Source organism: Paraburkholderia sp. GAS448, assembly GCF_050435685.1.
Taxonomy (GTDB): domain Bacteria; phylum Pseudomonadota; class Gammaproteobacteria; order Burkholderiales; family Burkholderiaceae; genus Paraburkholderia.
This window is the reverse complement of sequence record NZ_JBNDKT010000012.1, coordinates 94,266-118,799: the sequence shown is the minus strand read 5'-3', so window position 1 is coordinate 118,799 and position 24,534 is coordinate 94,266. Positions and strand designations below refer to the sequence as shown.

Here is a 24,534-nt window from a genome sequence, read left to right as displayed (position 1 = left end):
CACGAAAATGTAACCGCTGCAGTTACATACATGTAATGGGTCGCGCGCACGAGGTCTTATGTTCTGGAGCGCCTGTGTTTTTGTATTTTGAATAAATAAATTATATTTTAGAAAATTATTATTATTATTATTCTCGGGTGAGTGCCGTCGACTCCGAGTGTACATGCACATTAGATGAATCTTGTGCAAAAACGCAGCTGCGTTTTCAAGACCATGCTGCATTTTGTCCGGAATGCAGTTTTTATTCTCACCTGCAATCTGCACAAGTGCACAAATGCAGCTTTAATGTCACGCGCACCAACGCCAAAAGCCCCGCATGGTGCGGGGCATGTGGTGCATGCGGATGTCACGCGACGCGGCGCAGGGTGACATTTGCGGTTGCTGCTGCGCTGCTGCTGCGCGCCCATGCCTTGAAAAGCGCTTCGTTCTCTACGGCGTACGTCAGCGCGGTCGTAAATTCTTCGTCGGTTGCCATGAGTCGGTTCAACATCGACAGCAGTTCGCTCCCCTTGCCGGTTTTCTTTTCGCGCGGCGCGCGATCAATGCCCGCGTTCGGTGCCTGCGGCGCTTCCCAGCCGTCTTTTTCCGCGCGGTCCTTGGCGCGCTTCACGGCGTTGGCCGCCACCTTGTAAAGCGGGTGCTCGCTCGCTTTCTTCAGGGCGAAGTATTTTTCCGCTTCCTGCTTTCCGGCGCGTCCGTGAATGTAGCCATAGATTGCGTGGCGCATCGCTTCGCGCAACTCTTCCCAGGTGCGGATCGGTCTGAACAGGTCCGCGCACACGGCGACCTTGTTCTCTGCGTTGCTGTCCGCGCGCGCCGAATCGGCAAACGCCTTGCGGAATCCTTCGATGTTGACCGCTGCGGGCCTGTCTGTCTTGCCCGTATCGTTTGCTGCGGGCTTCGTGTTGTTCTGCTTCTCCACCGTTGCGACGCTTTGCACGTCGGGCTTCTGTGCGTCCGGCTGCTGCGCCGTTGCGGGCTTCTGTGCACGTGCCGTCTTTACTGCTGCGTTCTGCTTCTTGGCCATTTTCACTTTTCCTTAGTCTTGCTAATTGGTTTGGTTTCGCGCCGCACCGTGCGGCACTGCTTCGTTATCCATATCGACAAGCGGCTTGTCAACACGGCGTGTCTGCCGCCCCGCCGCGCTGCTGCATCGCTTCGGGGAGCCTTCGTTTTCCTGATTAACAAGCCACTTGTCAACGGGGAAAAGCAGGAAATCATGCCCTGTGATTTTGTCGACGCATGGCCTGCCGTCCCCCAATTGGACCGCGCGGGGTGGGCGGGGGCGTGTCACACGGTATGGGGTGGTACGCGCGACTTTTGCCGTTTTCACCTGTATGCCCCATACGTCGCCGGTATACTGCTCCGCCACTTACAAACGTTGCGGAATCGACATTAAAAGATATCAACCATGAAGCTCTCCTGCACCTCGCTCATGCTGTGCCTAGCCGTTCTTTCTTCGTCTGCAAGAGCACTGTCCCCAGCGCCGCCACTCTGCCTGTCGGACTACCGGCAGGCGGCAAAACGGGAGTGGCTGGCCGCGCTCGATGCCGTTGACCGCGCCACCCCGCAGCTACCGGACATCCTGATCACGGAGCTTGAACAGGAGGAAGCGCCGCTGGATCGACCGCGTTTGCTGGGCGAGAAGAAGGCTGAGGAGTTAGCGCGCGCCCTGTGGCATCAGCCGGATTACGTCGCTTGGCAGATCCGGAAGCAGACGACGTCTCTGAGAGACTATCCGGCTGAAATCGACCGGGTTGGCCCCGACAGACCGGTTGGCGAACGCTTCAATGCAATGGACGACGGCCTCTCCATGCTGATGGAGTTATATCGGGATGTATTCAGCCTCGGCTTCATGGAAGGCGGCATTGACCGGCGTTTGGATAGACGAAACGCACTGCGGGCGATTGACAGGGCAGCCAGATCACTGACTGGCATTGCGAGATGCGACACGGCGAAGGCATTGGAAAACCGGAACTGAAATCGCCCGTTGACTTTGCTATGGGCCATGGTATGACCCGTATGAAAGTGACTTGGGAGTCCGCGATGCCAGAGCTGAAGGTGATGCCGCTGCGCGAGGTGACGCTCGCGGATATCTCGGGAATGCTTCGCAGGCTGGCGAACGACATCGATAACGGCCACTACGAAGGCATCACGGGCGCGGCGGTCGTGCTCGATGCGCCGGGCATTCCCGTGTTCGGCTTTGGCGAACTGCCGCCGCCCGTCGCCGCTGAACTGTTTGCGTGCGCGCACCTGAAGCTCGTGCGTGCGCGCCTGGTGGGTGCGGGTGCGCTGGAGCTGTGATCATGGCCGGTCGCTACCATAACCCTTCCTACCGCCAGTACCTGCCGCAGGAATTGCTGGACGAGCTGCGCGCGGTGTCGAGGGCAACCCGCCGTCCGGTGCAGCAGATCGTGCGTGCCGCAGTCCGAAGGTTTCTCGCGGAACTGAAGTCGGGAGCCGGCAATGGATGACGCCACGCCTTCCACCGCTACGCTTCCCCCGGCTGCGCTCGACAAGTCCTCATGGGGTTCGCTCGCCTTCGACCTCGTGCTGCGCGTCGCACCCCTCGCGGAGATCATTGCCGCGTACGGCCTCGGTCCCGCACGCTTCGATGCGCTGCTCGACACTCCCGCGTTCGTCGCCGCCCTGCGCGATGCGCAGTCGCAGCTTCGCGAGCATGGCGCGCAGGCCGGCTTTGTGTTCCGCTCGCGCGCGCTCGCCGAGGACCTGCTGCCGGACATCTACGGCCTTGCGAAGTCACCCGCCACCGATGCCCAGCTGCGGCACAGGATTTTCGAATCGCTGGCGCGCTATGCGCTGCTCGATCCCGCCGCGAGCCGCAGGGCGGGTGACGGCGGTGGCGTGCGCGTGATCTTCAATCTCGCGGCGGGCATCCGGGGCATGGGGCATGTCGTACCGGCAGTGGATGTGGCACCGCCTGTTGGGCTGGGACGCGGGGGCGAGGATGGCTAAATAAATGGCTGACTATCCGGCGATCAGCTACGCGCCCTCACTGACCGTCCTCCGTTTCCATAACAGCACCGCCTTTATCAAGGCGCTTGCCGGGCCACCGGGCGGCGGCAAGTCGGTCGGCGCGTTCATGGATGGCCTGCTGCGCGCGATGCGCCAGCCCGCCGACCGCGAGGGCCTGCGCCGTTTCCGTCTCGGCATCGCGCGGGCAACTTACCCGAAGCTGAAGACCACCACGCTTAAGACCGTGCAGGACTGGATGCCGCCCGCGTTCGGCGACGTGAAGCTCACCGCGCCGATGGAGGGCCTGTACCGGTTCCCGCTGCCGGACGGCACCCGCGTGAGGTTCGAGGTGCTGATGATCGCCCTGGAGGACGAGAAGGACATTGACGACATGCGCTCGCTGGAGGTGAGCGCCTTCTGGCTGCATGAGGCCACCGACCTGACCGAGGCGATCCTGCGCATCGCGGTGCAGCGCGTGGGCCGCTACCCGTCGATGAAGCACGGCGTGGCGTGCGCCGAACCCGGCGTGGTGCTCGACTTCAACCTGCCGGACCAGAGCCACTGGCTGCACCGGAAGTTTGTCGAACGCGAGCCGTTCCCGGTGATCGAGCTGCCGGACGGGCGCACCTTCGCGCCCACCCTGGAGCTGTTCATGCAGCCGCCCGCCGTCGTGTGCGACAACGAGGACGCAGTGGAAAACGACGGCGCACCGCCGCGCTTCAGGATGAACCCGGCTGCGGAGAACGTCGCGAACCTGCCGCCCGACTACTATGCGAACCAGCTCGCGGCGCTCAAGTGGCCGGAAATCCGCTCGTACCTGATGATGCGCTGGACCCCGACCGCGCTGGGCAAGCTCGTGCACCCCGAGTTCAGCGCGCCGGCGCATGTGGGGAAGCTGCGTACCACCCCGGTGCGGGGCGAGGAGGCGCTGATCGGCATCGACACCTCGGGCCTGCATCCGGGCGCGGTGTTCGGCCAGCCGCAGGCGGGCCAGCTCGTCGTGATGGACGAAGGCTACGCCGAGGACATGGCCTTCGAGCAGTTCATCCAGGAGGTGCTGCTCTCCGTCATTGCGAAGCGCTACCATGGCACACCGCTGCTGGCGGTCTGCGACCCGTCGAACCCGCGCGATGCGAGAACGGGCCTCACGCCGGTGCAGCTGCTGGAGCGTTACCAGATCCATGCAATTCCCGCCGCGACCAACCGCTTCGCGCTGCGGAAGGCGGCGGTCGCGCGGCTCCTTAACCGCCGTCGCGGCTGCGTGATCGATCCGGCCTGCACGATGCTGATCGACGGGCTGGCGCGCAGTTACGTGCACCGGCGGCTGCGGGCGACGGCGACCACGGGCCTAGAGTACGCGAACGAGCCGGTCAAGGGGCCGACCTCGCACGTGGTCGAGGCGTTCCAGTACCTCGCGATGCATGTCGCGCACCTCGCCGCCGACGAGGACATCAGCATGCCGTCGCGCGTGAGGGTGCGGAAACGGCGGGTTGTATGAATTGCACGACAAACTACTTGCTGGTCGCTTTGTCGCTGTGCAGTACCTTCTCCCTCCACTCCTCGTTGCGCACAGTGCGCTCGATCTGCCTGTACACCTTGTTTATGATGTCGTGCCGATATCCGTGCTGTTCTAACCGCGTCGTATTGCAGGTTTCACAGACAAACTCCGTCTTTGGGGCTCCATGCGCGAAACCACTCCAGTCCTTTTGTGTCGAGTACGCAAGTATCGTGTCGCATGCCGGGCAGAAAGGCCAAGCATCAGTCATTCGCTTGTTCCGGTCGTAGTGCCAGCGCCAGGTCACTCCGAAAAACCGGTCTTCCCGGTAATCTGTGAATTTCGGTTCTAGATTTGCCTTGGCTCTCGGCCACAGATTTATTGCAAACACCACTATCCATCCGGCGAGGGCAGCGCCCAATATGTAGACCGACCATACCGGAAGCGCCGCATGGCTCGTCAGGTGCGCCCTGATCAGGGCCGCGAGATGTACTAGCCACTGCCACAAAGTGGGAAGAAAGCGCCAGATGAATCCAAGTATGGCCAGAATAATGGCGGTGAGGACACCGGATAGCACTGTCCTGCTGACTGGTTCGGTGGATTTTTCTGTCATTCTTCTAAAAGGATCGGGGCTGCTAACGACAGCCACAGGATTTTTTGGACGGTGATTGTTGCACGCGCCAGGCACTCGGACAAGGATCAAATCAATGCGATCTGCGTCGCAGTTACGTCGACGTACTCACTTATAATACGAATGTTGTCCGCAGCCGCCCCATCAATGCACGGGAATTGCCCAATGAGTCTGCCGCTAGTTCTGGAAGTCCAACGCATGGCCGTTGATCAATCCTCGTCGGTTGTACAGCTGGTCCGTACGGCAAAGCTGGTGGCTACGAAGCTCTCTTTGCCTGAGGCGACAGGCTGGATCGATAGGGAGTTAAACGGTTATCCCAACCTCCGCTTATTGCCGAAGTACCGGATTTTCGCTGGTGAGTGCCGGTGGCTTAACATTTTTCATGGGTGGCAACCAGTTCAATTCCCGGACAGTGAAATACACGACGCCTGTTCCGAAGCACGAGTAGGCCAGTCCCTCGGATCAATGGAGCCACTGCTTGTTGACGACGGCAAGCCCCTCTTTCTGCAGTATCCGTTCGAGCTACAAAAAGGGCTAAGAGATCTGTTTCAAACGGACTCGAAGTTCGCCATTAAATTGCCGAAAAGCAATCTGGTCGGTATTTTTGATGCTGTTCGAAATTTGACGCTCGACTGGAGTTTGCAACTTGAGCAAGCGGGTGTTCTCGGCGAGAACATGTCATTTACGGTAACCGAAAAAATGGAAGCGAAACCAGTGAGTCAACAGTTCTTCATTCAAAACGCGGGCGTTGTCGGCAACGTAACCGACAACGCTACGGTTACCAACAACCAGACATTGAACGGACCGCTGTCGATATCCGGCGTTCTCGATCTGGTTTCGCAAGCGAAGACATCGATCGCGGCGCTTCCGGCACAAACGCAGGCGCACGTCGCGCCCGTTCTCGATGATCTGGAGACCGAGGCGCGAAAGCCAGCGCCCGACCAATCCAGAATGCGGAATTTGCTAGGCTCCGCGAAGACTATCTGCGAGGGGGCAGTTGGGAACCTAGTGGCGACCGCTATTACCGTCGGCATTACTGCCCTCCTCGCTGCGCCGAAATAAGGCGGACAACCGGATGAGATCGATGCAGAATTGGAAGCACTAACGAAGAGGTACGACGGGGGGATCAATGATGCAGTGGATTCAAACGTATTCAAAAGAGCTGGTTTCACTGATCGTACCGTTTATCGCCTGGGTTCTAAATAACAAACTGAAAGGCAAGGTCCGTCTTCAACTTGCGACACCTCATAGCTTCACTTTTCTTGTGCAGGAGCCATTGCGTGGCCCCGACGGTAATGAGATCCGACCCACGCAGACCGTGCATACCCAGTCTGTGACTGTAAGGAATGCTGGGCGTGAGCCTGCAACCAGACTCGAAATGGTTTTCAACTGGGAGCCGATGTGCGCAAACGTATGGCCGCCCCGTCACTTTGAGAAGCACATTGAACCTGACGGGAGATATGTGCTGATCTTTGACAGCCTGTCGCCGCGTGAAACGGTTGGCTGTGAAATATTGTCTGTTAATCGCGAGTTGCCGTTCGTCGTTACAGTCCGATGCGATCAGTGTGTTGCGCAGCCCATAACGATGTATCCGCAGCCTGTTGTTAGCGACAAAATGCGGATTGTCGCTTTCGTCTTGATGATGCTTGGGTTAGCTGCGGCTGTTTATCTTTCCATTCTCGTTGCGCAATTCCTGATATTGGCAACGCCTTATGGGCATTGATCCAGCGTTGTTTAGGGTCGTTATTGATACGGCGGCATGACAAGCGGCTTGTCGGCGGACACAGGCACTTTCAGGTCGGTCGTATGTCCCTCGATGTCGCTGACGGTGTTCGAGTTGCCTTCGATATGGATGAACGTGCACGCGCTACAAAAGACGGCACAGAGGACGAGAAACAGACTGCGCATGATGTTCCTCCCGCGCACGCGGGTTGACTGATCCGCCATACCACGCCGCATCCGCCTTGACAATGCCCTTGCGCGGTGACACAAGGCGCGCATGGACATGACCTCCCAGTACCAGACGGAACAGCCTGCGCCGCCCGGTGCCCTGCTCGATCCCGTGGCGCTGCTGGTGCGTGACCGTTACCGTCGCGCGCGCCGCTGGCGGGCGGTCGAGCGTATCGGCAGGTTCACGGTCGAGGAGACGCTGCGCAACTGCTACCGCCAGTACCACGCGATCCTCGATCCGCACGACCAGGAACTGGTGGACGCATCCGGCATCGACCTCACCGTCTCGATCACGAAGCACAAGACGGATGTGCTGGTCGCATGGATGCGCGACCTGCTGCTGAACAGCGCCGATGCCCCCTTTGTCGTGTCGCCGACGCCGATCCCCGAGCTGTCCGTGTCCGGCAAGGCGCAGGTCGTGCAGCAGGTCAAGAAAAAGCTGCTTGCCGATGGCGCGACACCCGGCCCCGAGGGGCTGGTCGATCTGGTGCGCCAGCTCAAGGCGCAGCAGCTCGCGGCGGAACAGGACATCGCCCAGGCCGCGTCGAAGGCGATGCAGCAGCGCATCGAGGAACAGCTGGTCGAGGCCAGCTTCCGTGACGAGCTGCTGATGTTCCTCACGAACTTCGCACTGTACCCGTATGCGGTGCTGGTGGGTCCGACACCGGAAATGCGGCCCGTGTTCCACTGGAAAGGCAACCGTCCCGTCGAGACGTACGAGCCGATGCTGGCGGTACGCAACGTCAGTCCCTTCGACTACTTCTGGTCGCCGGATTCGCCGTCAGGCGGCAAGGGCACGTTCGACGTGATCCGCGAGCGCATGACCAAGTACCGGCTGATGATGAGCGCGACGCTGCCCGGCTACATCACGAAGAACGTGATCGAGGCATTGCAGCACTTCGCGCTGCCCGAGACCAACCGTGACTGGCTCAACCCGAACCCTGACAAGCCGATGGTGGGGTCGCTCATGTGGGGACTGGATGATTCGATCGATGTGATCCGCCATTACGGCCTGCTGTCGGGCCGTGAGCTGCGGCGTTACGGGATGTCGGTGGACGACGGCGAATACCATGAAACCGAAGCGGTGGTGCTCGGCTACTGGACGATCCGGCTGCTGGTCAACCCTAACCCGAACACGGCGGAACGCCCGGTCTACGTGACCTCCTACCAGCGCACACCGGGCAAGCTGCCGGGGCATGGCATCGGCCAGCTCGTGCGCGACATCGAGCGCGCGTTCATGGCAGCGCTGCGTGGCACGCTGGAGAACGTCAGCTACTCGGTCGCGCCACTCGGCGAGGTCGATTACCGGCGCATCCAGCGTTACGTCGCGGACGACCAGATCGGCAACGTGATGGCGGGCACGGTCGTGCCGACCGACCCGGACCCGGCCAACGGCGGCAGGCCCGCGCACTACTTCCACACGGTACCGACCGTCACCCAGCAGACGATGAGCCTGATGCAGTTCTTCATCGACATGGCCGACCGCTGGACGGGGCTGCCTGCGGCGCTGTCGGGCCAGCCCATCGGCACCGGCGTGAACCGCACGTTTCGCGGCATCATGGCCCTCTATGGCAATGCACTCAAGGGGGTGCAGAGCGCACTGACCAATCTCGACATCGACGTGTTCGAACGGATGGGCAATGCGTACTTCAGCTTCAACATGAAGTACGACCCCGATCCGTCGATCAGGGGGGATGCGAAGGTCAAGGCGCGTGGCACCAGTGGCCTGCTGGAAAAGGAAGTCGCGAAGCAGAACGCGCAGGACACCTTGCAGTTCATCGCACAGCTCGCACAGACGGGCGACATTCCGCCCGCGCTGCTCAAATGGGCCATCGACCAGGCGCTGGTCGCCGCTGGCGTGCCGCTTGACCAGTTCCCCGACGAGAGCACGCCCTCGCAGCAGGCCGGAGCGCCACAGCAGCCCGGCGCACCCGGTGCGCCGCCCTCGCCGTCACCTGTCGGAGGCGCAAGTGTTCCCGATTCGAACGTGGCTGCGTCGTCGGCTCCTGGTCAACCCGTGTGATGTTGACTCGGTGGTGGGCGACGTGATGGAGAAGGTTTTCCCCACCGCGTGCTGGTGCTGCTCGGCACTGCGCGGGCTGCTGGCTGGCTTCGTGCTGGGCGCGTTGACAGCCGCAGGGGCCTGCGCTATATGGCACTGAGCGCAGCAGGAGGCCCCGATGCTGGATCAGGACAAGGTATTTCCCGGCGATACGGTGTGGGACATTTTCCTGGGCGCGGGACAGGTCGAGGAAGTCACCCCGGATGGGAGTTTTGCGGTGCGCTTCGGTGCGCGCCGCACGATGCGCTACATGCCGGACGGCTTCTTCTCGGGCGTCAAGCGCGTGTACTGGTTCAATCCGGTCGTCTTCACGCCGCGCAAGGGCCAGTATGACCGGCTTGAATTTGTGCGTGCGGTGATCGGCGTGCTTGACCGCTATCGTGGCATATGAGGTGGCGTATGAGCTGGTACATGAGGGGCGCGCAATGGACTGCACCGTGTCTACCGGCACGCTGACGTGCGAACCGGCTCATGGTGGACAAGGCGGCACGTCCGGCGCATCGTGCGACAGCCGTTACCGCAACGATGTCGTGTTCGACGCGCATTCGGCCAGCCGCTGGTCCGCCGTGTTCGTGGTCGATCCCGGCGCGGCGCTGGTGGTCTCGGTATTCGAGCTGGCGGGCGGCGCGCTCAATGTGCACAAGGTCGCGCTGGCGGCAGGCGACATGCCGCAGGGTTTCGCCTGTCCGGGCGTGTGCGACGAACCGGCTGGCGTGATCCCGCCCGGTGCGCCCTTCCCGAGCGTCATCTACCAGAAACAGGTCATCACGAACGCGGTGCCGTGGGTGATGACCGATGAGGACGACACGAAACTGATCACCACGCCAGGCGCATACCGCTTCGAGCTTTCCGACAATTCACTTGTTGGGGAAACCTACGTCGAGGCGCGGCTGGTACGTGGCGGCGGCCTGCCCGCACCGCTGATTTTCGGTAGCGAATCGCAGATTACCCAGACCATGCAGGCTGCTGAAGAACGGAATACGTCATGATCCTCTTCGACAGCCGCTCGGCCAGCATGACCAGTCCGACCTTTCTCGTGCGCCCCGGAAAAGGCGTCGTGCTTTCCGCGTTTGGGCTGGCGCATTCGGATGCGGGCACCGCCCAGCTGGCCATCATCGAGAAGGTCCGCTACGAGGACGGCATCATGCCGCACGGCGACGTGTGCGAAGACCTGGAGCCGCCCGAGGCAACCATCCTGCAAAACGAGGATGTCACGCAGTGTGGCCTGTGGGGTCTGTCGCCGTGCCAGAACCTCGGCGTCCTCACATTACCGGGCTCGTACCGGCTGACGTTGAATGATGCTGCGGCGATTGGCTCGGTTTATGTCGAGGCGATTGAAATTGGCGCGGATGCCGCCGCGCTCGTGCCGCAGAACCTGTTCTTCGGCGCGGCTGCCTGCGACTGTGGCGGGTAAAAGGAGTCCTTCAGATGTCGAACAATTGCTGCCAGTTCCCTTCCAGCGTGCCGCCCTCCGGCCCTGCCAGTGGTGATCTGACGGGCAGCTATCCTGGGCCGTCGATTGACGGGCTGATGGCGATGCGCCGCATCGTCGGTGATGCCGCCGCCCAGACCCTGCTGAAGCAGTTTGTCACCGATGCGCTTCCGCCGCCCGGGGCTGCGGGTGGCGACCTGACCGGTGACTACCCGAATCCGCAGGTAGACGTGCTGAAGGTCGCCGCCGCTATCTCGCGAAACGAGCAGGCCCAGCAGATTCTTGGTAATGCGCTGTGCGCCGCGCTGCAATGCTGCATCGACGACGCGATCCGGGATGTGCAGGTGCCGCCTGAGCGGATCGCCAGCGTCTTTCTGCGCTGCGACGGTTCACGCCATGTGCCGGGCAACGCACTGCCGACCTGTGGCGAGGTGGACAGCAAGATTGAACAGGCCATCGGCGGGATTCCGATGGACAGGTTTCTCGAACTGGTCGATTACGACCCGGTGACGCACACGATGACCCTGCGCATGGACACCGGGGAAACCTTCACCGTCGATCTGAGCGAGCTGATCCCGATCAACGCCGGTGCCGCGTTTACCGGCGACGGTTCCGTCGCTGCGCCACTCGAACTGAGGTTCGATCCGTTCGGGGCGCTGACCCTGACGGAAAACGGCGTCGCGGTGCGCCCCTCGCCGAACCCGTCCAATCTGCTGAAAGTGGATGCGACGGGCGCGAATGTCATGTTCGCGGCGATAGCCGCCCCGCCTGCCTCTTCGGGTACGGACGTGCCGACCGATGCGTATGGCGCGCGCGATACGTTTCTCGGCAGGCCCGCGGGCTGGCTCGATCTCGGCAGCGGCAGGAAGGTGCCGTACTACGCATAGCTGATTGCATGAGACATCCATGACGCTCCGCAAACCCGTTGCCCTGGTTGGCAGGACGCACGATGTTCTGTCCGCTGGCGATCTGCTCGATCCGGCATCCATCCCGGTCAGCGCCGCCGCTGGCAACACTATCGTCGTGAAAGGCGACGGACTGTATGGTTCGCCATCGCAACCGGACGTGGGTACGGCTGTGCTGATGACCAGTGGCGGGGTCAACGGCCTGACGCTGGCGACAAAACAATACGTCTGCCTGGGCGACACGGTGAGTTCCGCGTTCACGGCGCCAGGCAGCACTTACCAGGTCCTCGGCAGTACGTGGAACACGTTCCGGTTCACGAGGGCGGGGGTCTACCTGCTGACGTTCTATGCGTTCCTGTCGAAGGCGGCTGGGCCAGGCAACGCGCAGGACGCGATGTTTTCGCTGTCGCTGTTCAGGCTGAATCCGCCCGTAGCTGGCGCGTTCAATGGCGCGTCGGTGGTGTATCCGGTCGGGCTGGAGCTTTTCGGCATTGTCAACGGCTCATGCTCGGGCACGGCAACCTACCCGCAGCGCGTGGATACGGCCAGCGAATACGCGCTGCTCCTCGGCTTCGATTCGTCCTATCCGGCAGACACCGTGAAGTTCGGCAGCGCGCCCATGCAGTTTCTTGCCACCGTGCAGGCATCGGGGGCGTGGTTCGGCTATACGTCCAGTTCTGTGGCGGGCATTTACGGCACGAAGCTGAGTGACTGAACGGCTACCGCCAGCGAGGGAATCATGACCATCCGGACACCTGTCATTCTCAACGGCAAGACGCACGACGTGCTGTCCGCTGGCGACGTACTGGCTGGGAGCGCCGTGCAGCTATCGTCCGACGCGGGCAACATCCTGTCCATCGGGAGCGACGGCGGCCTGAAGGCGGGCAGCGCCGACAAGTGGTTTGACGCGGCATTCACGGTGGGCCTCACGTATGCGGCTGGCAATCCCGTCCCCGAAGTTGGGGGCGGATGGCAACTGACCCCGCTCAACAGGCTGCTCTCCGGACAGGCAGGCCGGTATAGCGCCTATGTTTCGATTACCGGCGGTGCGGTGCTGCTCCAGCCGGGTAACTACTTCGGCACGGGAACGCTGATGGAATTCAATGTACCGCCGACGAGATCGCACACGGTGTATCTGACGACCCTCGCGTCTGACGGATCAAACAGCTCGAACCCGCCAAGAATCAGTATCGGTGTCGCCCTGCCGCCGTTTTCAAACAGCGACGGTACGTACCGCCTGATCACCGGCCCGATCTCCTTCTCGCTGACGAAGCCATCGAGCCTCCAGCTGCTGTATACCCCCTACAGCGCAACCTGGAACCTGGATTCCGAATTCCAGTTCTTCGCCGCGCCCCTTTAGGTTTATGACGTACGTGAATGCAATGGGTTGATTCGTTTCAATAGAAGTGCTACATACCAGCGCAACAGGCCGGAGGCGAGCGATGGGCGACTTTACGAACCGTGACAACAAGGGCAACGGCAAGGCGGGCGGACGTGGCATGAGCCAGGATTTCACGAACCGCATGAACAGCGGTACGTCCGGTGCCCGCTCCAGCCGTTCGAACGCGCAGGACATGACGAGTGCCGTGTATGGGACCAGGGCTCCCCGCTCGAAGGGCTTCACGAAGGTCGTGAAGAACAGGGAGCTGGGCGGCCAGTTCAGGGATGCGCCGGATATCGGCGACAACTCGCCGAAGCCGTTTGACGTGCCGGGGTTCCGCCGTGGTCCCCGGCCATGACAGGCCGTAACCTGCAACCCCGCCTGACGCATGAGCAGGTGCAGGCGCTCGGCGCGCTTACCAGGCAGCCGGAGCTGTTCACGGCGCTGGAAAGCATTTTCGTGGACCTGCACCACGCGGTCGGGCAGGACTACGATGCGGCGAAGAATGCGCTCGTGTTTGCCGAGGGCGCGCGCGGCACCGCACAGATTGCGCACGGCAAGCTGCTTGTGCTGGCCGACATCCTCGACTTGTTTAACCGGCAGAAGGTGTAGGAGAGCAAAACATGGCTACCCGCCATCCCGCCGCTACAGCGGCGGAAGCTTTTGACAAGTCACTTGAAGGCGACGATGCGTCCGCATCCAGGACCACCACCGCCGATGCCGCCGCTTCGGCGTCTTCCGGCGCGCGAGCGGCAGCGAAGACTGATTCATCCGCCGCGCCTGCGGCATCCGCCACCCCGTCTGCCGCTTCTGCCTCGACCACCGCGCAGCCGGACCCCGACATCGAGGCACTGCGCGCGCGGCTCGCGCAGGCCGAGTCCGAGCGCGACACGTCGCGTCAGGCGGCGCTCGATGCGTCGCGCCTCATCGAACAGTACGAGACGACCGGCACGCAGAGCGTGCGCACGATCAGGGACCTGGAAAGCCGTCTGGAGGAAGCCGACCGCCAGCGCGAAGAGACGGCGACACAGCTACGCCAGGCACAGCGCGAACGCAGCTACGCGATTGACTATTCGGCGCTCGAAGCGGTGACACCCGAGGCCGCGCGCGAGCTGGACGAAAAGTTGCTCCGCCCGCGCCTGATGCGCATCGAGGACGACTACGCGCAGAAGCTGCGTGACCAGCAGGCGGCGTTCGACGCGCGCGTGAACGAACTGAGCACCGGACAGACGCGCCTGTCGGACAGCCAGAAGAATGCGTCGCTGGCGATCACCAATCGCGGCATCGCGCAGAAACACCCCGATTTTGAATCACTGCTGGCGCAGGCCGAGTTCAACCGCTTCCTCGACGCGAGGATTCCCGGCACCCGCCGCAGCTACCGCGACGAGATGAAGGCCGCCTATTACGACGGCGACGTGGACTACGTGAGTTCGGTGGTGGACGCGTTCAGGGCGCGCGGCAGCACGCCATCACTGCGCGCCGTCGCCGACGCGGGCACTACTAGGGTCGCGACCGAACCCGCGCACGCGGACCAGCGTGTGTACACGATGAAGGAATACGAGGACATGTCGTTCCGGTTCCGCAGCCGCCAGATTTCGCACTCGGAGTGGAAGAAGTTCCGCACCGATTTCGACCAGGCGGAAGCCGAGGGGCGCGTGCGGTAGCCGGTATGGGTTGTACGGATAGTTTGACAGATTAGACGTTTAGTAGTGCGTAGCGGATGACGCAGGGAGAAGCAGATGACCATTGCAACCTCTTCCGGATTTGGCGGGCTGGAGAACACCCCGCTCGCGCGCATCGGCTACTACAACAAGATCATCGCGCGCGGCTGGGAAAAGGATTTCCTGCCCCTGATCACGAACACCGAGATCGACGAGCGGATCACGCAGTGCAACCAGGTGGTGCAGTTCACCCGCCAGCCGCTGGTCGGCCCGTGGCGGCCCTACGAGAAGAACCAGGAGCTGGTGCCGGAGCAGATCACGCCCGAGGGTTTCTGCATGCGGATCTGCAATGCCGCCTACAAGGACCTGAAGTTCGACAAGCTCGACATCGCGCGCATCTGCGACCGCTTCCAGCCGTTCGAGGAATCGCTGCTGGACTCCGCCTACCAGGGGCTGGCGGAGGAATGGCGCTGCTATGTGCTGAACGGCATGGTGCTGGAAACGTGGGCACGCAACAAGGGCAACAAGGCGGGCAAGTCGTGCAACATCGACCTCGGCACGATCAACGCGCCACGCCTGATCACCGGCACCAGTTTCGGGCGCGAGGTCGCGAAGCTCAAGCGCACCCTGCAGGAAGCGCGCCGCTGGGAAGACGGCAAGATGGCGCTGATCATTCCGCCCGCGATCCAGGAACTGCTGGTGGAGTCGCCCTACGCAAACGCATTGATGCTCGGCCAGTGTCTGGACTGCTCGCTGCTCGTCACCGGCCAGCTGCCGGGCAGGATCGTCGGCTTTGACGTGTTCGTGACGAATGCGGTGCCTGCCGTGATGGATGCCACCACGCAGACCGAGGCGTACTACATCGTCGCCGCGCACCGTGACGCCTTCGCGTTCGCGGGTGACCTGATCGAGGGCGAGCTGGTGCGCCCGAGCCGCTACTTCGGTATCGAGTACCAGATGCTCGCGGTATGGGGTTCAAAGGCGATCCTGCCCGACGCGATGGCGATTGGTTACTGGACGGTGTAGGGAGCCAAGTTCATGAACACGTTCAACCTGTACAAGGGCGGCATGCCGGTCATCGCCTTTCCGCATTGCCATAGCGAGCGCGATTTCCGGCTGCCTTATCCGGCCACTGTCGCGGGCGAATATGGCCGTGGCGATTTCACGCTGGGCGACAACATCCAGCCTGCTTACCGGCCCTACCAGCAGGCGGTCATGCGGGACGTAGCGGCGGGCGATGTGGTCAACCTGCTCGTGGTGCCAGGGGAACACTCGCTGACGGAACTGTTCGTGAAGACCGAACCGGTTGCGCCGCCGATTGCCCCCGGATGCAGCACGGTCGGCTGCAACGCAACCAGCATGGAGGGCGTCACGTTCGACGTGATCGGCAACATCTACGGCGTGGACGACGACGCGCTCACGAAGCCTCCTGCTTCCAGCATCACCATGCCCGCCGTGTTCGCCGGACTCGATGCGTCGGTCGAGGCGTCCGTGCACGCGTTCATGCAGCAGTACGTCAACGCGGGCACGGTGCTGATACTCGCCGTGCGCTTCCTGACGGGACCGACGACCAGCGGCGAGACGTTTGCCGATCTGGCGGGCCGCATCACGCTCGTCGCCAAGGCGCACGATTTCCAGTATCCATTGATGAACTGAGGCCCCTATGATCCAGCAGAGGCAGACCGCACAGGCCCGCACGTCAACCCGATGCCGCTGCGGCAATGCGTGGGGTGCGCACGGCCAGCGACAAGTGACTTGTGGAGTACTCAATGGCAAACCCGACACATTCGCCAAAACCGGCAAGGCCCCGTTTTACGCTGCCTGCCGACCCTCGACCGCGTGCGGGCGATGACGAGAACCTGAACGGGCCGCCGCCTGTCGTGCCGCCGTGTGGCTACCTGCGCGAGAAGGCAACGGGCATGGTGCACGTGTATAGCGAGGAGATGGCACGGCGTGGCGACCTGGTGGAAGCCTGTGATGGGCCTGATGACTCCCGCCCCGAGGTCGTCGTAGCGCCGCCCCCGCCCCCGCCTCCACCTCGCCCCGCATCTGCGCGGCGGGCGGCGGATACCGCTGCGCCGCCCAGGCGTGAGAACGGAATTCCCCACAGCTCCGTGGAGCTGAATCTCCATGCGTCTGATCCAGGTACTCGATGATCTGGCTCGCGACCTTAACGACGCGGAAGCAGGCCACGCGTTCCAGACCTGGACGCGTGGCCAGCTCCTGTCGTACCTGAACGAGGCGCAGTGCAACGCCTTCACGCTGAACCCCATGCTTTTCACGCAGACGGTCGTGATGCAGCTGGCGCCGGGCCGCGAGCAGCAGCCGTGCCACTGCACAATCCTGCACAAGATCGTCGGGCAGACGGACGCGCACGGCAACCTGCTCGGCGGCTACCTGCCCCGCCGCTCGGACGCCGCGACCTACGGCTGGACCAAGCCGGGATGCCCCGTCGCTCCTGGCCCCTTCCGGCTCACCGGCTATAACTTCGACCCGCTGGAAAACGGCGCATTCGCCGTGACACCGCCGGTGCCGCCCGGCCAGACGGTCTACGTGAAGGCCATGTGTTCGGTGATGCCGGATGCGCTCACGTGCGCGAATCCGGATGACGACTGCTGCGCAGAGGGTGGAAATGGGGGAGACGGTAAGGCTGACTGCCGCATCATCACCGCCGCGAAGCAGTGGGTGCTGTTCCGCGCGCACATGGTGGACGAGCAGAGCCTGTCGTCCGTGCAGACCGCGATGATTCACCTGAAGCTGTATTTCTCGCTGCTTGGTGTGCAGTTCTCGCGCCAGCTCGCGCAGCAGATCGGCGCGCTCGATTCGCCTGCGCTCGCGGCGTCGGTATCGACCGCGAAGGTGGCGATATGAGCATCGTCTACGATCCCTTCGCGACGGTGCCGATTTCGGCGTTCACGCCCGAAGTGATCCTCGCCACGGGAGACTGCCCCGCCGAGATCGCGGAAAACTACCTGCGGCATGCGGCCATCGATCTGGCCGAACGCGCACAGGTGCTCACCCGCATCATGCGCGTGGATTTCCAGGCGTGTGTCGCCGACTACCTGATCACGCCACCCGCGTGCGAGCGCATCGTCGCGATCCAGCGTGTCTGTTTTGACAGCGACTGCAGCGAGAACATCGTCTGTCCGCACGAGCCGTGCCGCCTGCCGTGCGCCTGCGGCGACAGCGCTGTGTGGTTCGAGCCGCCCGACATCATCAATGTGACTCCCGCGCCACGTAGTGATCATGACGGCGGGCTGTGGGTCAAACTGTCGGTGGCTCCGCTGCGTGACGCGTGCGAGGTAGATCGCCTCTTCTACGAGCGGTATCACGAGGCGGTCGTGCACGGGGCGCTCGCGCGCCTGTTCGCGATCCGGCGCGCTGCATGGTATGACCCGGCGCTCGCCGCGACGCACGACGGACACTTTGATGTCGGGGTAGCGGCGGCGGGCATGGACCGGCTCACGGGCAACACGCGCGGCCCGTTCAGGATGAAGCACCGGAGGGTGGTCTGATGGACTTCACCCGATGCAGGGCGACCCATTCCCCCGTCACGTGCCCGCCTGTGGAGCAGAGCGCCGCGCCGGCGTGCTGCCGGCCGTTTTCGGTGTGTGTCGGCAATTACACACTGACGTATGACGGCACGTGCTGCGCGCTCGCCCCCCGCAGGAACCGGATACCGGACGGCGTGTATTCGGCAATCCAGTTCCAGGACGGCTGCGTGGTCGGCGTGGGCCAGCTGCCCGTGCCATCGTATACGCCAGCGCCCTGCTGCAACGATGGGTCGGACGGCTCGGGCAGCACGCCCGCCCCCGTGGTGCCGGTGTCGCCCGATGCATGCAACCTCACGCAGATGGGGCCTGCCGGACTCCAGACGCTCCTCAATGTCGCGCCCGGCAACGGCGTGTCGGTACAGGGTTGCGGCACGACCGGCAACCCGCTGCGCATTTCGGTATCCGCGTCACAGGGCGCGGCGATCAGCGCCGTGTCCGGCGATCCGCCGATTCGTGTGCAGGGGGATGGCTCGTCTTCCGCACCGCTCATCATCGGTATGAACCCGTCAGTCGCACCCGGCAACTATGGCGGTCTGATGGTCAACCAGTTCGGGCTTGTCACCGGCTATCAGGCGGACGGCGGCAGTCCCACCGTGCGCGCCATCGTCGGCACCGCTGGCGTCAATGCGCAGGAACAGGCCCCGGCGGGTGGCGGCGTGTACTCGGTCGGGCTGGCGGACACGGGCGTGAATGCGGCCACCTGGCGGCTCGGGCGTTACGACGTGGCGGTCAACACCCGGGGGCAGCTCACGAACGTCTCGCAGGCCGTCGCGCCACTGACGGCAGGCTCCTTCTATTCGCCGCCCGATCCTTCCGTGCCGGGTGACACGGGCAAGCGGATCAGCTACAACGCGGACGGCATCATTACCGGTGTGCAGGCGGTGTGAGATGAAGCCGGTCAGTGCAGCGTCCGTTTCAGGGCCTCAAGCTCCAGCCCCAGCATTTCGCGCAGTCTTGCGTTTGACGCCCGTTCGGTCTGAAGTTCGGAGTCCAGCTTCTGCACGATCTCCTGGAGTACGGCAATGGTGTCGAACAGCAGGTCGTGACTGCTCTCCACCTTTACTACCACGACGGAAGGCTCCTTCGGCTTTGGTGCATCTGCCGGATCAGGATCGAACAGCTGGAGGTCGAGCATTGGTTGTTTCATCGCAGGCATGGGCAACACGCGGGGTGCGTATGGTTACACAGTTTGCTCCGGGCCTGTCCCGAAAAACCCTGTGGAGTTTGACATGCCCTCGGTACGCATCGCCAACTTCTACGGCATCGTGCCGCGCCTGCACCCTGCCGACCTCAAGCCGGGCTACGCGGTTGTCGCCCAGGACGTGCGTCTCACGCACGGCACGCTGATGGCGTGGCGCGAGCGCCTGCCGGTGGCCGATGTGCCGCCCGACACGCTCACCGTCTACCCGTCCGGCTGCAAGTGGCTTGCGTGGGAGTCCTGCGTCGAGGTCGCACCGTGGCTGCCGTCGTGCATGAAACTCTTCGTGACGGGGGACGCGCCCTGGCCGACCGTGGGCGTGCCGCAGCCGGACGGGGCAATGGCGTGGTGCCGCCTGGGCGTACCGGACCCCGGAGCGGGGCCGCTCGCCACTTCCGTGACGCCCGATCCGCTGAGCGACGAAAGCGAGGCGCGTGACTATCTGGTGACCTTCACCAACAGCCAGTGCGAGGAAGGCGGTCCTTCGTGGCCCGGTAACGAGATCATCGTCAACGATGGCGAATCCGTCACGCTGAGCGGTTTTCCGCCCCCACCGTCGCCCGAGTGGTGCGTGACAGGCATGAACATTTACCGGCGCGTCACGGGCTTCCGTACCGGGCGTGAGCAGACCGAGGAACACATCACCGACTACTTCCTGGTCGCGACCGTGCCTGCTGGCACGACCTCGTATGTCGATACCGCCTTGAACCGCGACCTGGGACCCGTGCTGTCCACGCGCGAGTTTGCGCCGCCGCCCGCCTGCCTGCGTGGGATCATCGCGATTCCCGAAACGGAGGTCCTGGCGGGATTCTGCGGCAACGACCTGTGGTTCTGCGCGAACGGCCAGCCGTGGAACTGGCCCGAGGCCGAGCGCATGACGCTTGACTACCCGATTGTTGCAATCCGCGCGCTCGATGTCCCCTGGTATGGCGCGACGCTCTTTGTCGCGACAACCGGCACGCCGTACACGGTTCAGGGCAGCGCCGGATGCAAGAAGCGCGAGTGCCGCCGCGTGCGCCAGTACGTCATGCCGATGCCGATGGTGACGTGCTGTTCGAACCGTGGGTCGGTGGTGACGCCGTTCGGCATGGTCTATGTGGGCGCGGATGGTCTTGTGCTGCTGCCTTCGATGGGCCAGCCCAAGGTGATCACCGACCAGTGGTTCGCCCAGGATGACTGGCGCAAGCTTCGCCCCGACACGATGCGCCTCGGCTGGTACGCGGGCGCGCTCTTCTGCGTATCGGATGTGGATGCGTTCATGCTCGCCATCGACACCGAGACCTACAGCAACTGGGAGACCTGCAAGCTCTCGACGCTCAGCGACCGACCGGTGTTCCTGTATGGCGCGGGTAATGGTGCAGGTAATGGCGAGCTGTTCCTGCTGGAGAACGGTGAGATATCGCAGTGGAACGCGGGCGTGTCGCTGCGTCCCTATGTGTGGGAAAGCAAGTGGTTTGAATCGGCCGGACAGACGTATTATTTCGCAGGCCGAATCTGGTGTGACAGTGACGACAGAAGCAGTGCGAGTGCGGATTTCGCGCTGAAGGCCGACGGGCGCATCGTGTTCCGGCGCGTGGTCACGGGTCGCCAGCATTTTCGCATCCGTCCGTATGGACGGCACATGATTCACGGGGTTATCCTTCAGGGTATCGGCACGGTGTGGGGCGTTCACGTAGCGACGAGTCTGCGTGAGCTTGCTCAGAATGGATGAACGCATTGTGATCCGTCCGGTCTGGATGCCACAGTCCGCGACGGACAGTGGAACCGTACTGGCCGAGCTGGGACCCCTGCTTGATGCCTACTGGCGTGAAGTGCGGCCACCCGGATACGGCGGGTTCGCGTTCAACGTGGAAGGCTTCATCCGCGCCTGGATGAGCCGCGAACTGCTCTTCATTGAAATCCGACTGGAAAAACGTCTTGTCGGTTTCATCTTCATCTTCCGCCGCCAGAGCCTGTTCTGCCATGACGCGGTAGCCGACATCGGCACCGTGTACCTGCTGCCTGAAGTTCGCGGACGCGGCCTCATGCGCGAAGCGCTGAAGCATGCGCGGGAGCTGGCGCGCGCGCTCGACATCACCCACCTTTACCGCAGCGCCGATGAACATGGCGGCGACCGGCATCGCATGCGGCGCGAGGAGTTGCCATGTCCGTAGTCGAAAGCACCGTCAACACCGGCTCGATTGTCCAGTCGCAGGATGCGCGCACCGACAGCGGCTGGATCACCTCATCCAGCATCGCGCAGCTTGCGGCCACCGCCGTTGCGGTCATCAACACGGTGGCCGCGCTGGAAATCTCGCGCCGCGAATATGAGATCGCGAAGGGCTATTACGATCTCGCGCGCGAGCTGCGCGACATGTGGAACAACACGTTCGTGCCGTGCGAACAGGCGACGGTGGCGGAAGCCTGCTCGGCTCCGCTCTACACGCCGCTCTATGACGAGACGGCAGGCCGCTACATCGCAAGCGTGAAACAGCAGTTCCGCGATGCGCTGAACAACATCATCAACTGTTCCAACCGTTTCTGCACGGGACTCACCCAGGCGATGCTCAAGGATGCCGCGATTGCCCAAGCGCAGGCCGTGGGCGATGCGCAGAACTACGCGTACCGCTATGAAGAGGCGCGCAAGGAAGCGAAGGACGATCTGCGCTGGAACCGCCGCATGCAGGCGCTGGGGCTCGGACGCAACCTGATGGCGGAATCGGCCACCTACGCGAAGGCCGCCGAGGGCCTTTTTGGCACGCTCGGCCAGCAGGCCGCGATGGGGGCATCGGGCGCGATGTACGCGCTCGGCTATGGCGGCAGCCGCAATCCGACCGCCTGGCCATCGCGTGCGCCGCAGTCGTGGTCGCCCAATCCCGTGTCGCCGATGCAGACCACGGGTGATGCGGGTGGCGTCGTGGTCGGTGGCCCGATGGACATGAGCATGCCGTCTTCATCGCCCTTGCCGGGAATGGCGCCAGCCCCTTCCACGCCGGTCATGGGATTCGCGCCGGTCAACCAGGGCGGCAGCGACATCATGGCGTCGGTCCAGTCCAATGCCACGTGGGACGTGGGTAATGCGTGACTAATGCCTGACGGAGACTGCGATGCTCTTCATGCCCGTTGACCTGTTCAAGCCCCACGTGCAGGGCCAGCAGCAGGCGATCAAGGATAACTGGAACGACCTGTTCAATGCCGAGAAGCTGCGTCAGGACTACGTAACGACTGACAAGGCCGAGGCGACCCAGGGCGGCGACATCTTCGCGACGAACCAGCGTAACCAGTTCCTGGGCAACCAGTCCGGCAGGCTGGACCAGTTGGGGGCCGCCCGTCAGCCTGGACAAGTTGCGGTGGCCGGACTGAATTCGGCTGCGCAGCAGGCCCAGGCCGATGCCGCGTACAACATGGGGTTGCCGCAGAAAAACGCGCAGACGTGGGCGCAGACGACGGACACGGGCCTGAACCAGGCGCAGCAGGACGCGCAGGTGAAGCAGGCGGGTATCGACTGGCTTGGCGGGGATAACCGTGCACAGACGCTCGGCGTGAACCGTGCGCAGAACGTCTTCGATCAGCCCAGGATCGATGCCCTGCGCAACCAGGGGGCGCTCCAGACGATACCGGCACAGACGGCTTACGACGTGGAGAAGGCCCGGCAGGGAACCCAGGGACTGGCTGGCAGCGGTGCCGCCCAGGCGGCGGGTAACACGCTCGAACTCGGCACAGCGCAGCTCGCCCAGCGTGCGCAATTCCTCCAGCAGTACGCACCGCAGATGGCGGGCCTGCTGTCGTTCCGGGGCGATTCCTCGACCCCGGAAAACGCGCTTGCCCTGCAGCAGCATACCGATTCGGCGAATCAATGGTTTCGCACCAACGGGCTGCTTGAATCCAACCAGCAGGTCGTGTTTCCACCCGGACAGGAACCCGTCATCAACACGTACAACGCGGACGGCTCGATCCTCTCGACGGCGCCGGCTGTCCAGCAGTTCGACCGGATGGCCGAGTTCAAACCGGCCGTGACGGTTGGTCCAGGAGGACGGGTCGCCCCCGTGCGCGCGCCAGCGGGCAAGCAGCCGGTCGTCAACCCGCTGGCGGGGGCGCGTCCATCGGGTCCGCTGCCGACCGGCACACAGTACCGGGCCGGTGGCGCACAGGGCACGACGCCAGGTGCTGCGCAGCCGCAGACGGCCACCACACCGAACCCGTCAGCACCCGCCGAAGCGCCGCTCACCGAAGACCACGTCAAGCAGGCAAAGTCGGCACTGGACGCGTTGAGTGCGCAGAAGCTCCAGCTGTTCCAGCAGTATCCCGGTCTCCAGCATGCGGCACATGGTTTTAACCGGCTCGACATGCCGTTCGAGGGGGGCGGCGAGGCCGAAGTGCCGAATGAAGCGGTCATCGCGCTGGCGAAACTCGATAGCAGGATCAACACCGCGAAACAGCAGCACGATCAGTTGCGCCAGCGCTGGGGCGTGGTCCAGCGCGCCAGCCAGGAAGCGGCGGATAACAAGGCCGCCGAGGATCTGCTGAGGAACCTGAAATGAGCCATCCCGCCGACATCCAGCGATACATCAGCATGGCGCAGCAGGCCGGTACCCGGCACGGTGTACCGCCCGAACTGCTGGTCGGCCAGATCAGGCAGGAGTCCGGCTTCAATCCCGATGCGGTATCGCCTGCCGGTGCGGTCGGGATTTCGCAGTTCATGCCGGGCACCGCGAAGCAGTACGGCATCGACCCGCGCGACCCGGCGCAGTCGATCGACGCGCAGGCCCGCATGATGAAGTCACTTTACGGTCAGTTCGGCTCGTGGCGCGATGCGCTGCACGCCTACAACTGGGGCGAAGGCAACCATGCGAGTTACCTGCGCACCGGCAAGGGGGTGAACGGCCAGCCGATGCCCGCCGAGACGCAGCAGTATCCGGACCTGGTGCTGGGCCATGCGAAGGATCACAGCGGAGGGCAGCTTCCTGCGCACCTTCAGGTGGCCGCGCTCGACTCCAACGCTGCGGCGGGCCGTGACCTGATGGGTGGGCCATCGGCGCAGTTTACGCCCTCGGCTGTGCTGCACACGCCGCAGGGACCCCATGTGGCGATGCCTTCCACGCAGGAGGAACATGACCTGATGTCGGGCATTGCATCGCGCGGTTACGCACCGGATGTCGAACGCCAGCTGGTCGGCGCGCTTGCGCAGCTGCTGCCCGCGCGCGACGTACTTGACGGGCGCGACATGCTGGGCGATGAGGGCCTGCCCGACGAGCTGGACCCGCTCATCCGGCAGATCGTCGAAAAGGCATGACGTACGGTGCGATAAGG

General features: G+C 63.3%; 31 protein-coding genes. 27 read left to right on the top strand and 4 right to left on the bottom strand.

Annotation, left to right across the window (positions count from 1 at the left end; all coding sequences use genetic code 11):
* Positions 1-346: 346 nt before the first annotated feature.
* Positions 347-1,027: a hypothetical protein gene (locus tag P3T23_RS22295; RefSeq protein ID WP_429318287.1), complete on the bottom strand. Its 681-nt coding sequence runs from the start codon at positions 1,025-1,027 to the stop codon at positions 347-349.
* Positions 1,028-1,411: 384 nt separating this feature from the next.
* On the opposite strand from P3T23_RS22295, the gene P3T23_RS22290 reads away from it, so the two are divergent.
* The 5 genes from P3T23_RS22290 to P3T23_RS22270 all read left to right on the top strand — a co-directional run bounded on the left by P3T23_RS22290 (position 1,412) and on the right by P3T23_RS22270 (position 4,474).
* Positions 1,412-1,981, top strand: coding sequence for a hypothetical protein (locus P3T23_RS22290; RefSeq protein WP_429318286.1), 570 nt, complete (start codon positions 1,412-1,414; stop codon positions 1,979-1,981).
* 65 nt (positions 1,982-2,046) lie between these two features.
* Positions 2,047-2,304 (top strand): hypothetical protein, encoded by a 258-nt coding sequence (locus tag P3T23_RS22285; RefSeq protein ID WP_429318285.1) that lies wholly within the window; start codon positions 2,047-2,049, stop codon positions 2,302-2,304.
* Positions 2,305-2,306: 2 nt separating this feature from the next.
* Positions 2,307-2,474 (top strand): hypothetical protein, encoded by a 168-nt coding sequence (locus P3T23_RS22280; RefSeq protein ID WP_429318284.1) that lies wholly within the window; start codon positions 2,307-2,309, stop codon positions 2,472-2,474.
* Complete coding sequence (locus P3T23_RS22275) at positions 2,467-2,976, top strand: hypothetical protein (protein WP_429318283.1); 510 nt, start codon at positions 2,467-2,469, stop codon at positions 2,974-2,976. Before P3T23_RS22280 ends, P3T23_RS22275 begins: the two co-directional genes overlap by 8 nt.
* A 4-nt stretch (positions 2,977-2,980) precedes the next feature.
* The gene (locus P3T23_RS22270; RefSeq protein ID WP_429318282.1) at positions 2,981-4,474 is read left to right on the top strand and encodes a hypothetical protein; all 1,494 of its coding nucleotides are present in this window, start codon (positions 2,981-2,983) and stop codon (positions 4,472-4,474) included.
* Positions 4,475-4,487: 13 nt separating this feature from the next.
* On the opposite strand, the gene P3T23_RS22265 is transcribed toward P3T23_RS22270, so the two are convergent.
* Complete coding sequence (locus P3T23_RS22265; protein ID WP_429318281.1) at positions 4,488-5,084, bottom strand: hypothetical protein; 597 nt, start codon at positions 5,082-5,084, stop codon at positions 4,488-4,490.
* 183 nt (positions 5,085-5,267) lie between these two features.
* On the opposite strand from P3T23_RS22265, the gene P3T23_RS22260 reads away from it, so the two are divergent.
* Positions 5,268-6,164, top strand: coding sequence for a hypothetical protein (locus P3T23_RS22260; protein WP_429318280.1), 897 nt, complete (start codon positions 5,268-5,270; stop codon positions 6,162-6,164).
* A 67-nt stretch (positions 6,165-6,231) separates the two neighbouring features.
* Positions 6,232-6,825: a hypothetical protein gene (locus P3T23_RS22255; RefSeq protein ID WP_429318279.1), complete on the top strand. Its 594-nt coding sequence runs from the start codon at positions 6,232-6,234 to the stop codon at positions 6,823-6,825.
* Positions 6,826-6,845: 20 nt separating this feature from the next.
* Here P3T23_RS22255 and P3T23_RS22250 read toward each other — a convergent pair whose 3' ends face one another.
* Complete coding sequence (locus P3T23_RS22250) at positions 6,846-7,010, bottom strand: hypothetical protein (protein ID WP_429318278.1); 165 nt, start codon at positions 7,008-7,010, stop codon at positions 6,846-6,848.
* Between the two features lie 91 nt (positions 7,011-7,101).
* Between P3T23_RS22250 and P3T23_RS22245 the strand changes: the two genes are divergently transcribed.
* The 15 genes from P3T23_RS22245 (at position 7,102) to P3T23_RS22175 (ending at position 18,934) form a co-directional block, all read left to right on the top strand.
* Positions 7,102-9,075 (top strand): hypothetical protein, encoded by a 1,974-nt coding sequence (locus tag P3T23_RS22245; RefSeq protein WP_429318277.1) that lies wholly within the window; start codon positions 7,102-7,104, stop codon positions 9,073-9,075.
* Between the two features lie 157 nt (positions 9,076-9,232).
* Complete coding sequence (locus tag P3T23_RS22240; protein WP_429318276.1) at positions 9,233-9,505, top strand: hypothetical protein; 273 nt, start codon at positions 9,233-9,235, stop codon at positions 9,503-9,505.
* A 34-nt stretch (positions 9,506-9,539) separates the two neighbouring features.
* Positions 9,540-10,103 (top strand): hypothetical protein, encoded by a 564-nt coding sequence (locus P3T23_RS22235; RefSeq protein ID WP_429318275.1) that lies wholly within the window; start codon positions 9,540-9,542, stop codon positions 10,101-10,103.
* On the top strand, positions 10,100-10,528 hold the full coding sequence (locus tag P3T23_RS22230) for a hypothetical protein (protein WP_429318274.1): 429 nt from the start codon (positions 10,100-10,102) through the stop codon (positions 10,526-10,528). The genes P3T23_RS22235 and P3T23_RS22230 overlap by 4 nt, the downstream gene beginning before the upstream one ends.
* 14 nt (positions 10,529-10,542) lie before the next feature.
* A complete protein-coding gene (locus P3T23_RS22225; RefSeq protein ID WP_429318273.1) occupies positions 10,543-11,433 on the top strand; it encodes a hypothetical protein in 891 nt (296 codons plus the stop codon).
* Positions 11,434-11,452: 19 nt separating this feature from the next.
* The gene (locus tag P3T23_RS22220; protein ID WP_429318272.1) at positions 11,453-12,166 is read left to right on the top strand and encodes a hypothetical protein; all 714 of its coding nucleotides are present in this window, start codon (positions 11,453-11,455) and stop codon (positions 12,164-12,166) included.
* A 24-nt stretch (positions 12,167-12,190) separates the two neighbouring features.
* Positions 12,191-12,811, top strand: coding sequence for a hypothetical protein (locus P3T23_RS22215; RefSeq protein ID WP_429318271.1), 621 nt, complete (start codon positions 12,191-12,193; stop codon positions 12,809-12,811).
* Positions 12,812-12,893: 82 nt separating this feature from the next.
* On the top strand, positions 12,894-13,190 hold the full coding sequence (locus P3T23_RS22210; protein ID WP_429318270.1) for a hypothetical protein: 297 nt from the start codon (positions 12,894-12,896) through the stop codon (positions 13,188-13,190).
* A complete protein-coding gene (locus P3T23_RS22205; protein ID WP_429318269.1) occupies positions 13,187-13,444 on the top strand; it encodes a hypothetical protein in 258 nt (85 codons plus the stop codon). The genes P3T23_RS22210 and P3T23_RS22205 overlap by 4 nt, the downstream gene beginning before the upstream one ends.
* Before the next feature lie 11 nt (positions 13,445-13,455).
* Positions 13,456-14,496 carry a hypothetical protein gene (locus P3T23_RS22200; RefSeq protein ID WP_429318268.1) on the top strand — a complete coding sequence of 347 codons (1,041 nt, stop codon included), beginning with the start codon at positions 13,456-13,458 and terminating at the stop codon, positions 14,494-14,496.
* A gap of 75 nt (positions 14,497-14,571) precedes the next feature.
* Positions 14,572-15,519 carry a hypothetical protein gene (locus tag P3T23_RS22195; RefSeq protein WP_429318267.1) on the top strand — a complete coding sequence of 316 codons (948 nt, stop codon included), beginning with the start codon at positions 14,572-14,574 and terminating at the stop codon, positions 15,517-15,519.
* 12 nt (positions 15,520-15,531) lie between these two features.
* Entirely contained in the window at positions 15,532-16,149 is a 618-nt protein-coding gene (locus tag P3T23_RS22190; protein WP_429318266.1) for a hypothetical protein, read from the top strand.
* A 474-nt stretch (positions 16,150-16,623) separates the two neighbouring features.
* Positions 16,624-17,364: a DUF6682 family protein gene (locus P3T23_RS22185; RefSeq protein ID WP_429318265.1), complete on the top strand. Its 741-nt coding sequence runs from the start codon at positions 16,624-16,626 to the stop codon at positions 17,362-17,364.
* Entirely contained in the window at positions 17,361-18,008 is a 648-nt protein-coding gene (locus P3T23_RS22180) for a hypothetical protein (RefSeq protein ID WP_429318264.1), read from the top strand. Before P3T23_RS22185 ends, P3T23_RS22180 begins: the two co-directional genes overlap by 4 nt.
* Entirely contained in the window at positions 18,008-18,934 is a 927-nt protein-coding gene (locus P3T23_RS22175) for a hypothetical protein (RefSeq protein WP_429318263.1), read from the top strand. Before P3T23_RS22180 ends, P3T23_RS22175 begins: the two co-directional genes overlap by 1 nt.
* A gap of 11 nt (positions 18,935-18,945) precedes the next feature.
* Here P3T23_RS22175 and P3T23_RS22170 read toward each other — a convergent pair whose 3' ends face one another.
* On the bottom strand, positions 18,946-19,182 hold the full coding sequence (locus tag P3T23_RS22170; RefSeq protein ID WP_429318262.1) for a hypothetical protein: 237 nt from the start codon (positions 19,180-19,182) through the stop codon (positions 18,946-18,948).
* A 94-nt stretch (positions 19,183-19,276) separates the two neighbouring features.
* On the opposite strand from P3T23_RS22170, the gene P3T23_RS22165 reads away from it, so the two are divergent.
* Genes P3T23_RS22165 through P3T23_RS22145 form a run of 5 tightly spaced genes read left to right on the top strand, consistent with a single transcriptional unit; the run spans position 19,277 to position 24,517 of the window.
* Positions 19,277-20,956, top strand: a complete 1,680-nt coding sequence (locus P3T23_RS22165) for a hypothetical protein (RefSeq protein WP_429318261.1) — start codon at positions 19,277-19,279, stop codon at positions 20,954-20,956.
* A 7-nt stretch (positions 20,957-20,963) separates the two neighbouring features.
* A complete protein-coding gene (locus P3T23_RS22160; RefSeq protein ID WP_429318260.1) occupies positions 20,964-21,398 on the top strand; it encodes a GNAT family N-acetyltransferase in 435 nt (144 codons plus the stop codon).
* A complete protein-coding gene (locus P3T23_RS22155) occupies positions 21,389-22,309 on the top strand; it encodes a hypothetical protein (protein WP_429318259.1) in 921 nt (306 codons plus the stop codon). The genes P3T23_RS22160 and P3T23_RS22155 overlap by 10 nt, the downstream gene beginning before the upstream one ends.
* A 22-nt stretch (positions 22,310-22,331) precedes the next feature.
* On the top strand, positions 22,332-23,765 hold the full coding sequence (locus P3T23_RS22150) for a hypothetical protein (protein WP_429318258.1): 1,434 nt from the start codon (positions 22,332-22,334) through the stop codon (positions 23,763-23,765).
* Positions 23,762-24,517, top strand: a complete 756-nt coding sequence (locus P3T23_RS22145; RefSeq protein WP_429318257.1) for a lytic transglycosylase domain-containing protein — start codon at positions 23,762-23,764, stop codon at positions 24,515-24,517. The genes P3T23_RS22150 and P3T23_RS22145 overlap by 4 nt, the downstream gene beginning before the upstream one ends.
* Positions 24,518-24,534 lie beyond the last annotated feature (17 nt).